The following is a 13,926-nucleotide window of genomic DNA, read 5'->3' on the forward strand; positions in this document are numbered from 1 at the left end:
TCCCGGTCCGCTTCAGGAGGAGTCGGCGCCGGGGAGAGCGGCGGCGAAGCCGTTGAGCAGCGCGTCGACGGCGAACGCGAAGCGCTCGGCGTCATCGACGCCCGCGCCGGTGCGGGCGGCGTCGGTGAGCAGCGGGTAGCGGTCGGCATCGAGCCGCGTCAGCCACGCGGGGGAGCCGGCGGAGCCCTCCGGGGCGGCCGGTCGGGCGGCCTCCGCGGCGGTGTGGCCGAGGACCAGGAGCGAGAGCGTGTTGAGCGCGTGCACGGCCGTGCCCAGCGGGAACCCGGCCGTTGTCAGTGCGCTCAGGCCGCGCTCGACGGTGTCGAGGGTCGCCGGGGTCACCGCCGGACGGCTCGCCGCGAGCGGGAGTACGCCCGGGTGGCGCAGCAGCGCCGCGCGGAGCGAGACGGCGTAGGACCGCAGCAGGGTGCGCCAGTCGGTGGGGCCCGCCGCCGGGTCGGGGGAGGGGAGCGCCTGGGTGAAGACCCGTTCCACCAGGCCGTCCAGCAGCGCGTCCTTGCTGGGGACGTAGTGGTAGAGCGTCATCGCCTCGACGTCCAGCTCCGCGCCCAGGCGCCGCATCGTCAGTGCGCCGATGCCGTCCCGGTCCGCCAGGGCCAGTGCGGCGTCCAGCACCTGTGTCCGCGTCAGTCCCGCCCGCTCGCCGCGGGTCCGCTTCCCCATCGGTGGTCCTCCTCCGGCCGTGCTTGCCATTCTTACGCCGTAAGTCTACCGTGCTGCCGACAGGGATTCTTACGGCGTAAGTCTGGGATGGGTTGCGATGCGGGCAGCGACGGCGACGAACAAGCGGGTCGTCGAGGGCTTCTTCCGGGCACTCGACGAGCGACGGCTCGCCGATCTGGCGGACTACATGGCGCTCGACGTGATCGACCACAACAAGATCATCTTCGGCGAGGAGGACGAGCCCGGGGCGGCCTTCGACGGGTTCCGCCGGCAGCTCGACGCCTTCGGCGAGGCCCGGATGCACCCCGACGCCCTGGTCGCCGAAGGGGACACGGTCGTTGCCCGGATGACGGTCACCGGCACCCACACCGGCTACCACCCCCGGATGCCCGAGCCCACCGGCCGCTCCTTCGAGGTGGAGCAGATCTGGTGGCTGACCGTCACCGACGGCAGGATCTCGCAGATCCGCGCGGTCAGCGACCGGCTCGGCATGTTCATCCAGCTCGGCTGGCCGATGCCGACCGCCGGCTGAGCGGGCGGCGCCCGGGCCCGGTGGGCGTGCTCCGGCCCTTCGGGCACCCACTCGTGCGTCGTCGACTTAGGTATACCTAAGTTCTTGCGAAGACACAAGATCTGGGATGGGCGTGTCGAATCGGATCTAGATGTAGTGTTGCGGTGCTGGTGGTTCACCGGGCGCCTCGTGCACTCGGTGAGGCAAGAGGGAACCCGGTGGAAGTCCGGGACTGCCCCGCAGCGGTGAGCGGGAACGACCGCCGTCCTACGCACTGGGCCCGAACCGGCCCGGGAAGCGACGGCCAGTAGGTGTCCTCCGAGGAGGGCGGGCCCGCGAGTCCGAAGACCTGCCACCGGTGCGCACGCCGGATGGCGGCGTGCGCGCTCCGAGGCCCCGAGGGAGGGCCGCGTGGCCGTCGTACGGACCCGCCCGGTCCGGTGCGCCCGTCCGTCCGGCGCGCCGCCTCCGGGGAACCGCCACGCGCCGCCGCCCTCCCCGCCCCGGAGTCCGCAAGGGAGCGAGCCAGAGGAGGCGGCGGACCGGTGAGCGGTCTCGTGTATTTCTCCAGCGTCTCGGAGAACACCAAGCGTTTCGTGGAACGGCTGGGACTGCCCGCCGTCCGCATCCCGCTGCACCCGCACCGCGAGCCGATGCCGCGGATCACCGGGCCCTACGTGCTGATCGTGCCCACCTACGGGGGCGGCGAGCGTGCCGGAGCCGTCCCCAAACAGGTGGCCCGCTTCCTGAACGACCCGGCGAACCGCGCCCTGCTGCGCGGGGTGATCGCCTCCGGCAACACCAACTTCGGCGCGGACTACTGCCTGGCCGGCCGGGTGATCTCGGCGAAGTGCGGTGTCCCGGAACTGTACCGATTCGAACTGCTGGGCACGGAGCACGACGTCCGTGCCGTGAGGGAAGGACTCCAGAGGTTTTGGACACGACACTCCTCGACGACACCGCGGACCGCGGCATGACCGCCACCCCCGCCGGGCCGTCCGCGGCCCCCGCCGACCCGTCCGCCGACCGGAAGGAGTCGGTCGGCACGCGCAAGGACTACCACGCGCTCAACGCGATGCTGAACATGTACGACTGCGACGGCCGCATCCAGTTCGCCAAGGACCGCGAAGCCGTCCGCCAGTACTTCCTCCAGCAGGTCAACCCCAACACGGTGGTCTTCCCGACCCTGGAGGAGAAGATCGCCTACCTGGTCGAGAACGACTACTACGAGGAGGCGCCGATCCGGCGGTACCCCTGGGAGTTCGTCAAGGGCCTCTACCGGCAGGCCTACGCCCACGAGCACCGCTTCCGCACCTTCCTCGGCGCGTTCAAGTACTACACCTCCTACACGCTCAGGACCTTCGACGGCACCCGGTACCTGGAGCGCTACGAGGACCGCGTGGTGGCCACCGCCCTCTACCTCGGGGCCGGGGACGAAGCCCTCGCCGCCGGGCTGGTCGACGAGATGATGACCGGCCGCTTCCAGCCGGCCACCCCCACCTTCCTGAACGCGGGGAAGGCCCAGCGCGGCGAGCTGGTCTCCTGCTTCCTGCTCAGGGTCGAGGACAACCTGGAGTCGATCGGCCGGGGCGTCAACTCCGCCCTCCAGCTGTCCAAGCGGGGCGGCGGGGTCGCCCTGCTGCTGACCAACCTGCGGGAGCAGGGGGCGCCGATCAAGAAGATCGAGAACCAGTCCTCCGGCGTCGTCCCGGTGATGAAGCTCCTGGAGGACTCCTTCTCCTACGCCAACCAGCTCGGGGCCCGCCAGGGCGCGGGAGCCGTCTACCTCCACGCCCACCACCCGGACATCCTGCGCTTCCTCGACACCAAGCGGGAGAACGCGGACGAGAAGGTGCGGATCAAGAGCCTCTCGCTGGGCGTGGTCGTCCCCGACATCACCTTCGAACTCGCCAAGCGCAACGAGTCCATGCACCTGTTCTCGCCCTACGACGTGGAGCGCGAGTACGGCAGGCCGCTGTCCGACCTGTCCGTCAGCGACCACTACCGGGAGCTGGTCGCCAACCCGCGCATCCGCAAGACCACCATCAGCGCCCGGGAGTTCTTCAAGACCGTCGCGGAGCTCCAGTTCGAGTCCGGCTACCCGTACCTGCTCTTCGAGGACACCGTCAACCGGGCCAACCCGATCCCCGGCTGGATCAACATGTCCAACCTGTGCTCGGAGATCCTCCAGGTCAACACGCCGAGCGAGTACGACGCGGCCCTGGACTACACCACGGTCGGCCGCGACATATCCTGCAACCTCGGGTCCCTGAACATCGCCGCCGCCATGGCCTCACCCGACTTCGGCGCGACGGTCGAGACCGCGGTACGCGGCCTCACCTCCGTCTCCGACCAGTCGAACATCGACGCCGTCCCCTCGGTCGCCCGCGGCAACGCCGCCTCCCACGCCATCGGCCTCGGCCAGATGAACCTGCACGGCTACCTCGCCTCGCAGCGCGTCCACTACGGCAGCGCGGAGGGCGTCGACTTCACCGACGCCTACTTCCGCACCGTCGCCTACCACGCCCTCCGCGCCTCGCAGCGGATCGCCGTCGAGCGCGGCACCGCCTTCGAGGGCTTCGAGGAGTCCGCCTACGCCGACGGCAGCTACTTCGACCAGTACACCGGGCACACGTGGGAGCCGGCCACCGAGCGGGTCCGCACGCTCTTCCGGGAGGCGGGCGTCCACCTCCCCACCGTCGAGGACTGGCGCGAACTCCGGGCCGCCGTCATGGCGCACGGCATCTACAACCAGTACCTCCAGGCCGTGCCGCCCACCGGGTCCATCAGCTACATCAACGACGCCACCGCCTCCATCCACCCCGTCGCCGCCAAGGTGGAGATCCGCAAGGAGGGCAAGCTCGGACGCGTCTACTTCCCTGCCCCCGGAATGGACGACGACAACCAGGAGTACTTCCAGGACGCGTACGAGATCGGCTACGAGAAGATCATCGACACCTACGCGGCCGCCACCCGGCACGTCGACCAGGGCCTCAGCTGCACGCTGTTCTTCCGCGACACCGCCACCACCCGGGACCTCAACAAGGCGCAGATCCACGCCTGGCGCAAGGGCATCAAGACGCTCTACTACATCCGGCTCCGCCAGGAGGCCCTGGCGGGGACCGAGATCGAGAACTGCCTGTCCTGCACCCTGTGACGCCGCCCGCCACCGACCCCACGGAAGCCCCCGCCATGACGACCACCCCCACCCGGCCGGCCACGCCCTCGGTCACGCCCCCCTCCTACCGCCACGACCCCGGCGCCCGACTGCGCCCGGTCAACTGGAACCGCGTCACCGACGAGAAGGACCTGGAGGTGTGGAACCGCCTCACCGCCAACTTCTGGCTGCCGGAGAAGGTCCCCCTCTCCGGGGACCTCGCCGCCTGGCAGCAGCGCCTCACCGCCGAGGAACGCACCCTGACCATGCGGGTGTTCACCGGCCTGACGATGCTCGACACCGTGCAGGCCACGGTCGGTGAGATCGTCCAGATCCAGGACGCCCGCACCGAGCACGAGGAGGCGGTCTACACCAACATCGCCTTCATGCAGTCCGTGCACGCCCGCAGCTACTCGTCCGTGTTCTCCACCCTCGCCACCACCCCGGAGATCGACGACGCCTACCGGTGGGCGGTCGACAACGACGTCCTCCAGCAGCGCTGCAAGGCCGTCCTCACGCACTACTACGGCGACGACCCGCTCCAGCGCAAGGTCGCCTCCACCCTGCTCTCCTCGCTCCTGCTCTACGCCGGCTTCTACCTGCCGCTGCACTTCTCCACCCACGCGCTGCTCACCAACACCGCCGACATGGTGCGCCTGATCCTGCGCGACAAGGCGGTGCACGGGTACTACTCCGGCTACAAGTACCAGCGCGGCCTGGAGCAGCGCTCCGCCGCGGACCAGGCGCGGATGCGCAGCTTCACGGACGAACTCCTGGACGAGCTCTACGAGTTGGAGCTGCGCTACTCCGGTGACCTGTACCGGCCGCTGGGCCTGATGGACGACGTCGCCGTGTTCGTGCGCTACAACGCCGACAAGGCCCTGATGAACCTCGGCTACCCGGCCCGCTTCGGCGCCGACCGGACGGCCGTCAACCCGGAGATCCTGGCGGCGCTCTCGCCCGGCGCGGACGAGAACCACGACTTCTTCTCCGGCTCCGGCTCCTCCTACGTGATGGGCAAGGCCGAGGACACCTCCGACGACGACTGGGCCTTCTGAACGGGCCGGGAGGGTAGCGGCGACGCCCGTCGACCGGTTGTGGCCGGTCGACGGGCGTCGCGGGCGGTCAGGCCCGGGCTCCGCTCCAGGCCGCCCAGAGCCGTGCGTAGCGCCCGCCGGCGGCCGCCAGCTGCTCGTGGGTCCCCTGCTCGACCAGCCGTCCGTCCTCCAGCACCAGGATCCGGTCGGCGCGCACCGCCTGGGTCAGCCGGTGCGCGACCACGAGCGAGGTGCGGCCCGCCAGGGCCCGCTCGGCCGCGGCCTCCAGGGCGCGCGACCCGGCGCTGCCCGCCTCCGCGGTGGCCTCGTCCAAGACCGCCACCGGGGGGTCGGCGAGCACCAGCCGGGCGAGGGCCAACTGCTGGGCCTGGATCGGGGTGAGCCGGGTGCCGCCCTGGCCGACCTCGGTCGCCAGCCCCTGCGGCAGGGCGGCGGCCCAGTCCCAGGCGTCGACCGTGCCGAGCGCGGCGCGCAGTTCCTCGTCGTCGGCCTCGGGCCGGGCGAGCCGGAGGTCCTCGGCCAGCGTCCCGGCGAACACATGGGTCTCCTGGTTGACCAGGGCCACCATCCGCCGGATCCGGCCGTCGGTCAGCTCCTCGACCGGGCGGCCGTCGATCAGTATCCGTCCGGCCGACGGCGGGTGGACCCCCGCGACCAGCCGGGCCAGGGTGCTCTTGCCGGCCCCGGTGGTGCCGACCACGGCCACCCGCTCGCCGGGGGCCAGGCTCAGGTCCACCCCGTGCAGCACCGGGTGGCCCGGGAGGTAGGCGTGTCCCACCCCGTGGAGTTCCACGGCGGCCGCCTTCCGCGGGCCCGCGGCGGTGTCGGTCCGCCGGGGAGCCGTGGGTTGCGGCGCTCCGGTCCGCGGCAGCAGGGCCAGCCCGACCACCCGGTCGGCGGCCGCCGAGGCCGACTGCACCTCGTCGACCGTCGACAACAGGCCGTTGATCGGATCGAACAGCCGCAGGAAGTAGAGCGCGGCGGCGCTGGCGGTGCCGACGGCGATCGCATCGGCCCGGACCAGCAGGAAGCCGACGACCAACAGGCCGGTCAGTCCGGTGAGTTCGGCGCCGTTGAGCTTCCCGAAGAAGCGGGTCCCGATGTGCGTCGAGCGCAGCGCCAGGTCGCGGGCGGCGGCGGAGCGCCGCTCGACCTCCGACAACTGCCGGGGGCCGAGGCCGAAGGCCCGGACGGTGTGCGCGCCGTTCACCGACTCGAGGATCTGCTGCGCCTGCTCGCCCTGGGCGACCCGCTCCTGGCGCCGGACCGGCCCGGAGCGGCGGCGCAGCCAGCGCACGGCCCACACCTGCAACGGGACGGCGGTCAGGGCGGCCAGCGCGAGCCGCCAGTCCAGCAGCAGCAGGGCGACCAGGGTCAGGCCGATCTCCAGCAGCGCGCCGATGAGTTGGGGCACCAGGGTGCGCACGGCCTCGCCCAGGACGCTGACGTCCCCGCTGACCCGGGCCACCAGGTCGCCGCTGCCGGAGCGCTCCAGCCGGGCCAGTCCGGTGTTGAGCGCGCTGCCCAGCGCGCTCTCCCGCAGCCCGGCCAGGACCTCCTCGCCGCGGCGGGCCACCAGCGCCGCGCCCCAGCCGGCGAACAGGGCCTGGGCGAGGCAGGCCGCGCCGATCAGCACCACCGGTCCGGTGACGGCGGAGGTCCGGTGACCGCCCGCCACGACCACGTCGACCAGGTGCCCGAGGGCGCGCGGCACCACCAGTCCGGCCAGCACCCCGGCCACGACCAGGAGCAGCGCGGCCGCCGACTGCCAGGGGCGGCGCAGCAGCCGGGCGAGGACCTCGGCCCGGGTCTGGGCGGCCGTGGCGGTGGGGAGCAGCTCGGGGGGCGGCGCCGGGGCCGTCCGCTCCAGGCGCTCGTCCGACACCCGGGTCATGCCATCACCGCCGTACGGTAGGAGGGTTGGTCGATCGTCAGCTCGCGGTGCGTCCCGGTCGCGCGCGGTGCGCCGTCGTCCAGGAACACCACCCGGTCGCAGGTCTGGAGCAGGATCGGGCTGGTGGTCACCAGGAGGGTGGTGCGGTCGGCCCGCATCCCGCGCAGCCCGTCGGCGATGTCGGCCTCGGTGGCGGCGTCGACGGCGGTGGTCGGTTCGTGCAGCACCAGTACCGCCGGGTCGGCGGCCAGCGCCCGGGCCAGGGCGACCCGTTGGCGCTGGCCGCCGGAGAGGATCCGGCCGCGTTCGCCGATCCGGCTCCGCCCGCCGTCCGGCAGCACCGAGAGCACCTGGTCGGCGTCGGCCGCGGCCATCGCCCGGGCGACCAGCGCCGGATCGGCGGGCGCGTCGAGCGGGCCGCGGACGTTCTCGGCGACGGTGAGGTCGAAGAGGTCGGCCTCGTGGTCCGCGACGAGCAGCACCCGGCGGGCCTCGGCCAGGCTCAGCTCGGCCAGCGGGACGCCGTCGAGTGCGACCTGCCCGCGATCGGCCGGCCGCCGGAGGGCCAGCACGTCGAGGAGGGCGGCGGCGACGGCCGGGTCGGGGGTCACCACGCCCACGGTCGTGCCGGGCGCGACGGTGAGGTCGAGGTGGCGCAGCGGCCCGGCGCCGAGGCCCGTGAGGACCAGCGTGCCGTCCGGCCGTCCGGCCGCGGCGCGCGGTCCACCGACCACCGCGTAGGGCTCGGCCAGCAGCGCGGCCATCCGGGCGGCGGAGCCCCGGGCCTTGGCCCGCAGGCCCATCGCCATCCCGAACCGGGTGCTGGGGCCGACCAGGAACTGCGCCAGCCCGACCGAGGCGACGAACTCGCCCACCGAGATGGACCCGTCGACGGCCAGTCGGGCCCCGGCCCAGGCGACCACGGTGAGGAAGCAGCCGTTGAGCAGCAGGGTGAGGCCCTGGTAGCCGGCCTCCCAGCGGGCCGCGCGCACGGTGGCCGCCAGCGACGAGCCGCTGGCCGCCCGGTACCGGCGCAGCGCTGCGTCCTCGGCGCCCAGGCCCTTGACCACCCGCAGCCCCCTGACCAGGTCGGCGGCGGTTCCGGTGGCGCGGGCGACCTCGGCCTGTTCGGCGCTGCTGCGGGCGGTGAGCGGTGCGGCCAGCAGCCGGGTCGCCGCCAGCAGCGGGACCAGTCCGACCAGCACCACCAGGCCCAGCTGTACCGAGGTCAGCAGCAGCGCCGCCGCGCCGAACACCAGGGCGGCGGCGGCACCGGCCCCGATCGCCCAGGCCCGGTTGCCGAGGCCGATCCGCAGCGCGTCGGCGGTCGCGGTGCTCAGCAGGGTGCCGGAGCTGCCGGCCCGGGCGGCGAAGCCGCGCGGGTCCAGGATCCGGGTCACCGCGGCCACCCGGAGCTCGTGCGCGGCGTCCTGGCTGGCGTGCCGGTTGCACCGCCCGGCCAGCCGCATCGCGGTGCTGAGCGCCAGGAACAGCAGGGCCAGCAGGGCGATCCAGCGCAGCAGGTCGGCCGGGCCGCCGCCGTCGATCGCGTGGTCGACCACGGCACCGACCACGACCGGTACCGCCGCCTCGGCCGTCTGGTGGAGGGCGGTGAAGACCATCGCCCCGGCGATCCACCGGCGTTGGCGGTCGAAGACCCAGCGCCGTACGTCGCGTTCGGTGGCCCGGTAGCCGGGGCCCAAGGCGTCGGCGGGTGCCTCGTTCCGTTCGTCCTGAGGCTTCTGTCCGTCCTGGGGCACGGGGCCCACTCCCCTCGTCCGTTGGTGTGCGGTGGTCCGGCTGGAGCCGCGGGTCAGCGCGCGGACCGCCACTGCGCGGCCAGCAGGAAGGCCAGGTAGACGCCGCCGAGCGCGCCGGTCGCCACCCCGACGGGCAGTTCACTGCTCAGCACGTGCTGGGCGGCGAGGTCGCCGAGCGGGACCAGCAGGGCGCCGGTGAGCGCGGCGGGTCCGAAGCCGGCGCCGGGGGACCGGGTCAGCCGGCGGGAGATCTGCGGGGCGGCCAGCGCCACGAAGCCGATCGGGCCGGCCGCGGCGGTGGCCGAGGCGACCAGTCCGACGGCGAGCACCATCAGGGTCAGCCGGGTCCGTTCCACCCGCAGGCCGAGGGTGTGCGCCGAGTCGTCCCCCAGCTCCAGCTGGTCGGCCCGGGGGCCGAGCAGGAGCAGCGGCGGCAGCAGGAGCAGCAGGGCCAGGGCCAGCGGGCCGGCCTGCTGCCAGCCGCGGCTGTTGAGGCTGCCGGTGAGCCAGATCTGCGCGGTCAGCGCGTCGTTGAGCGAGGCCCGGGTGAGCATCCACTGGTTGAAGGCGGTGAGCATGCCGGTGACGCCGATGCCGATCAGCACCAGCCGGAAGCCCTGGACGCCACGGCCGCGCAGGGCCAGCAGGTAGACGGCCGTGGCGACGGTCAGTCCGCCGGCCAGCGCGCCCAGCGCGACCTGGCCGGGGCCGCCGTGGGCGAGCACCAGGACGGCGACCGCGCCCGAGGCGGCGCCGGTGCCGAAGCCGATCACGTCCGGGCTGCCCAGCGGGTTGCGGGTGACGCCCTGGAAGACGGCCCCGGAGGCGCCGAGGGCGAGGCCGACCAGGATGCCGGTGGTCAGCCGGGGCAGGCGCAGCGAGTCGACCACGAACCGGGTCCCGGGGTCCCCGCCGCCGAGCAGGGCGCGGACCACGTCGGGGACCGGTATCCGGTAGTCGCCGGTGGTGAGGGTGACCACCGCGACCGTGAGGACCGCGGCCAGCAGGGCGAGGGAGACCAGTACCGCGCGCGGGCGGATCCGGACGGAGAACCACGCGCCGAGCCGCAGCACCCGGAAGGCGGGCCGGACCGCGGGCCGGACCGGGCGCAGCGGCGGGGCCTGGAGGAGGTTCACCAGATTTCTCCCAGGAAGCCCGGGCCTTCGGGCCGGGGAGGGACGGGTCGTTGGCTCGGAGTTGCGAAGTGGTGGTGTCCTTTGCGCATCTGCTCTGTCTTCTGTCCTCTGTCGTTGTCGGTGGGGTTCGGTAGGTTCCGGGTTGTGACGACACGACAGGTTGTGGCGAAGGCCGGGCACGCCCGGTACACCTACCGCCTGCGCGTGTCGAAGACGGCGTCCGCGCTGCTGGAAGCGGAGTGGGGCCGGTGCCGGTGGCTGTGGAACGAGTGCGTCCACATGTCCCGCAGGACGCACATCGCCAACCGGTCCGGTGGGAAGCGCACCTGCGGGCCGGCCGACCTCGACAAGCTCCTGACCGAGGCCCGTGGTGCGATGGCGTGGCTGCGCGAAGGCGCGTCGGTTCCGCAGCAACAGACCGTCCGGGACTTCGCCAAGGCCCGGGCGAAGGCCCTCAAGGACATCAAGGCCGGTCTGCCGCAGCGTCAGCGCGCCGGGATGCCGAAGCCGAAGAGGAAGCGGGACTCCCGGCCCAGCCTGAACTACACCCGGCGTGGTTTCCGGATCAGGGACGGCCGGCTGCACCTCGCGGGCGGCATCATGCTGTCGGTGGTGTGGTCGCGTGACCTTCCGTCCGGCCCTTCGTCGGTCCGCGTGTACCTGGACGCCCTCGGGCACTGGTACTGCTCGTTCGTCGTCGCGGTCGGCACCCAGCCGCTTCCCCAGACCGGTGCGGTGATCGGCATCGACTGGGGCGTGAAGGAGGTCGCGACCACCACGTCCGATGCCCACGACCTGCCCCACCCCCAGCACGGGAAAAGCGCTGCGCACAGGCTCGCGCACTACCAGAGGCAGATGGCCCGGCGCAGGCAGCCGAAGGCAAAGGCGCAGACCAAGGGCTACCGGAAGGCCCAGCGGCAGGCTGCGAAGGTCCACCGGAAGATCGCCGACCAGCGGAGCGACACCGCCCGCAAGTGGGCCAAGCAGGTCGTCCGGGACCACGACACCCTCGTGGTCGAGGACTTCCGGCCGAAGTTCCTGGCGAAGACCACCATGGCCCGTAAGGCCGCCGACGCCGCGATAGCGGCCACGAAGACGACCCTGGTCGAGATGGCCCGCAAGCACGGGCGGACCGTGCATCTCGTCAACCCCGCGCACACCACGATGGACTGCGCGCACTGCGGTGTGAGAGCCAAGCACCGTCTCCTCCTCTCCGAGAGGACCTATTCGTGCACCGGGTGCGGAGTCTCGTCGCCTCGCGACAAGAACTCCGCCGCCGTGATGCTCGTCCGGGCTGGTCTCAACCCGGCTGGTGTTGATCGTGGAAGCCCGCACCGTCCGACGGACGCTGCGGCAGCGTGAGCCAGGAATCCCCGCCCTTTAAGGCGGGGAGGATGTCAAAGCCGGGCCACCTTTCCGCCGCGGGCCAGGGCGATGAAGACCGGCGCGCCCAGGAAGGCGGTGACCAGGCCGACTTCGACCTCGTTGGGGCGGGTCACCACCCGGCCCAGTACGTCGGCGCCGATCAGCAGGACCGGTGCCAGCAGCGCGGAGAACGGCAGGACCCAGCGCTGGTCCGGGCCGGTGAGGAAGCGCGCCAGGTGGGGGACGACCAGTCCGACGAACCCGATCGGCCCCACCGCGGCGGTGGCCGCCCCGCACAGCAGGGTGATCGCGACCATGGCGAGCAGCCGGGTGCGGCCCGGGTGCGCGCCGAGCGCGCGGCCGGCCTCCTCGCCGAGGGCGAGGGCGTTCAGCGGACGGCCGAGGGCCAGGGCGAGCACGGCGCCCGCGGCGACGAACGGCAGCAGTTGGACCACGAGGTCGGCGCTGCGCCCCACGACCGAGCCCACGTTCCAGTAGCGGAACTGGTCGAAGGTGGCGGGTTTCAGGAGCAGGATCGCCGAGGTGAAGGCGGTGAGCGCGGCGGTGACGGCGGTGCCGGCCAGGGCCAGGCGGACCGGGGTGGCCCCGGAGCGGCCGATCGAGCCGAGTAGGTGGACCAGGACGGAGACGGCGGCCGCGCCGGCGAAGGCGAACCAGACGTAGCCGAGCGGGGAGCGCAGGCCGACGAACCCGATGCCGACGGCGACGGCCGCCGAGGCGCCGGAGTTGACCCCGAGCAGGCCGGGGTCGGCCAGCGGGTTGCGGGTCAGGGCCTGCATCAGCGCCCCGGCGAGGCCCAGCGCGGCGCCGACCACCAGGCCGAGTTCGGTCCGCGGCAGTCGTTCCTGCCGCACCACCAACTGGTCCTGCCCGCCGGTGAAGTGGAAGAGCGCGTCGAAGGCGGTGTGCAGGGGGATGGACTTGGCGCCCACCGCGAGGGAGAGCAGAGCGGTCAGGGCGAGGACGGCCGCGCAGCCGGCCAGGCCCGCGAACCGGGCGGCCGTGGAGCGGTTCCGCCGGACCCGCACGGGGTCAACGGGCTTGGCGGCGGCGGCCTTTGGGGGGGAAGTGGTCCGTGGCACGAATGGTTAGGCTAGCCTACCCTTACTGCTTCGGCAATAAACGGGCCAGGCCATCGTGGCACGCGCCGACGTACGAAGAGAGGGCTATGCCATGAATCGTGAGAGTCGTATCCTCCGCCGATCCGTCTGTGCCGTCGGGAGCGGTCTGTTGGCCCTGGTCCTGGTCGGCTGCGGCAGCGGCACGACCGGGGGCGGCGGGGCCGCGACGGCGGCCGTGCAGGCCGATCCGGGCGCTTTTCCGGTGACCGTCGAGACCCAGTTCGGCAGTGCCACCATCGCCAAGGCCCCCCAGCGGGTGGTCGCCCTCGGCTGGTCCGACCAGGACGCGGCGCTGGCCCTGGGGGTCAGGCCGGTGGCGATCGTCAAGACCGAGGACGACTTCAAGACCGGGGTCGGCCCCTGGGCCGAGCAGGCGCTCGGCGACGCCAGGCCCCAGGTGCTGGACACCACGGACGGCTACCCGATCGAGAAGATCGCCGCCCTGCGCCCCGACCTGATCCTCGCCGTCCAGTCCGGGATGACGTCCGCGGACTACGACAAGCTGTCGAAGATCGCCCCCACCGTGGGGTACCTGAAGGGCCGCACCACGTACGGGACCCCGTGGCAGGAGCAGACCGAGCTGATCGGCAAGGCCCTCGGCCGCGGCAAGGAGGCGTCCCAGGCGATCGCCGCGGTCGACCGGAGCCTCGCCCAGGACGCCGCCACGTACCCGCAGTTGAAGGGCAAGAGCTTCGTCTACGCCTACCCGCAGCCGAGCAACGGCCGGATGGTGCTCTACACCGACGCGCGGACCAAGGTGCTGGAGCAGGTGGGGCTGACCCTCGACCCGGTGGTGAGCAGCGCGCCCAAGCTGAACAGCTTCTCCAACGCGCTCAGCATGGAGCACCTGGGCTCGCTCACCTCGCAGGCGCTGCTGGTCTGGTACGGCACCCCGGAGAACCAGCAGCAGCTGGAGTCGAACCCGGTCTTCAAGGGCCTGCCCGCGGTCACCTCCGGTGCCTACCTGCCGGTGAACCGCACGCTGGCCCAGGCCAGCAGCGCGCCGAGCGTGCTGAGCATCCCGTGGTCGGCCGACCAGATCCTGCCGGCGCTTGCCAAGTCTTTGCACTGATCTTCCGGCCGTCCTCCGGCGGCCGTGGTTCCGGTGCTTCGTCGACGGACCGTGCCCCGTTTCCGGGGGGCGGTCCGTCGCGGCGTTTCCGGGGTCCGTGTCGAATGGCCGGAATTGGAACGGGTGATCCACAGGGGAACACTTGAC

At 72.7% G+C, this 13,926-nt stretch carries 11 protein-coding genes and 1 riboswitch; of the genes, 6 read left to right on the top strand and 5 right to left on the bottom strand.

Features of this window, described 5'->3' with window-relative positions; genetic code table 11:
* Positions 1-12: 12 nt before the first annotated feature.
* A complete protein-coding gene (locus AB0O91_RS01145) occupies positions 13-684 on the bottom strand; it encodes a TetR/AcrR family transcriptional regulator C-terminal domain-containing protein (RefSeq protein WP_363426921.1) in 672 nt (223 codons plus the stop codon).
* A 97-nt stretch (positions 685-781) separates the two neighbouring features.
* Here AB0O91_RS01145 and AB0O91_RS01150 point away from each other — a divergent pair, with 97 nt between their 5' ends.
* From AB0O91_RS01150 to nrdF, 4 genes are all read left to right on the top strand, one after another.
* Positions 782-1,216: an ester cyclase gene (locus tag AB0O91_RS01150; protein ID WP_363426923.1), complete on the top strand. Its 435-nt coding sequence runs from the start codon at positions 782-784 to the stop codon at positions 1,214-1,216.
* 133 nt (positions 1,217-1,349) lie between these two features.
* A riboswitch (cobalamin riboswitch) is annotated at positions 1,350-1,567 on the top strand.
* A gap of 173 nt (positions 1,568-1,740) precedes the next feature.
* Positions 1,741-2,172, top strand: coding sequence for a class Ib ribonucleoside-diphosphate reductase assembly flavoprotein NrdI (gene nrdI, locus AB0O91_RS01155; protein ID WP_363426925.1), 432 nt, complete (start codon positions 1,741-1,743; stop codon positions 2,170-2,172).
* Positions 2,169-4,352, top strand: a complete 2,184-nt coding sequence (nrdE, locus tag AB0O91_RS01160; protein ID WP_363427080.1) for a class 1b ribonucleoside-diphosphate reductase subunit alpha — start codon at positions 2,169-2,171, stop codon at positions 4,350-4,352. Before nrdI ends, nrdE begins: the two co-directional genes overlap by 4 nt.
* Before the next feature lie 35 nt (positions 4,353-4,387).
* A complete protein-coding gene (gene nrdF / locus AB0O91_RS01165; RefSeq protein ID WP_363426927.1) occupies positions 4,388-5,410 on the top strand; it encodes a class 1b ribonucleoside-diphosphate reductase subunit beta in 1,023 nt (340 codons plus the stop codon).
* A 67-nt stretch (positions 5,411-5,477) separates the two neighbouring features.
* Here the strand turns inward: nrdF and AB0O91_RS01170 are convergent, their stop codons facing one another.
* Genes AB0O91_RS01170 through AB0O91_RS01180 form a run of 3 tightly spaced genes read right to left on the bottom strand, consistent with a single transcriptional unit; the run spans position 5,478 to position 10,200 of the window.
* Positions 5,478-7,304 (bottom strand): ABC transporter ATP-binding protein, encoded by a 1,827-nt coding sequence (locus AB0O91_RS01170; RefSeq protein WP_363426928.1) that lies wholly within the window; start codon positions 7,302-7,304, stop codon positions 5,478-5,480.
* Complete coding sequence (locus AB0O91_RS01175; RefSeq protein ID WP_363426929.1) at positions 7,301-9,064, bottom strand: ABC transporter ATP-binding protein; 1,764 nt, start codon at positions 9,062-9,064, stop codon at positions 7,301-7,303. Before AB0O91_RS01175 ends, AB0O91_RS01170 begins: the two co-directional genes overlap by 4 nt.
* 53 nt (positions 9,065-9,117) lie before the next feature.
* Positions 9,118-10,200, bottom strand: coding sequence for an iron chelate uptake ABC transporter family permease subunit (locus AB0O91_RS01180; RefSeq protein ID WP_363426931.1), 1,083 nt, complete (start codon positions 10,198-10,200; stop codon positions 9,118-9,120).
* A gap of 144 nt (positions 10,201-10,344) precedes the next feature.
* Here AB0O91_RS01180 and AB0O91_RS01185 point away from each other — a divergent pair, with 144 nt between their 5' ends.
* Positions 10,345-11,562, top strand: a complete 1,218-nt coding sequence (locus AB0O91_RS01185; protein ID WP_363426933.1) for a transposase — start codon at positions 10,345-10,347, stop codon at positions 11,560-11,562.
* A gap of 35 nt (positions 11,563-11,597) precedes the next feature.
* Here the strand turns inward: AB0O91_RS01185 and AB0O91_RS01190 are convergent, their stop codons facing one another.
* On the bottom strand, positions 11,598-12,569 hold the full coding sequence (locus tag AB0O91_RS01190) for an iron chelate uptake ABC transporter family permease subunit (protein ID WP_363427082.1): 972 nt from the start codon (positions 12,567-12,569) through the stop codon (positions 11,598-11,600).
* 247 nt (positions 12,570-12,816) lie between these two features.
* Here AB0O91_RS01190 and AB0O91_RS01195 point away from each other — a divergent pair, with 247 nt between their 5' ends.
* The gene (locus AB0O91_RS01195) at positions 12,817-13,779 is read left to right on the top strand and encodes an iron-siderophore ABC transporter substrate-binding protein (protein WP_363426935.1); all 963 of its coding nucleotides are present in this window, start codon (positions 12,817-12,819) and stop codon (positions 13,777-13,779) included.
* Positions 13,780-13,926 lie beyond the last annotated feature (147 nt).

This window comes from Kitasatospora sp. NPDC089797 (assembly GCF_040684795.1).
Lineage (GTDB): Bacteria > Actinomycetota > Actinomycetes > Streptomycetales > Streptomycetaceae > Kitasatospora.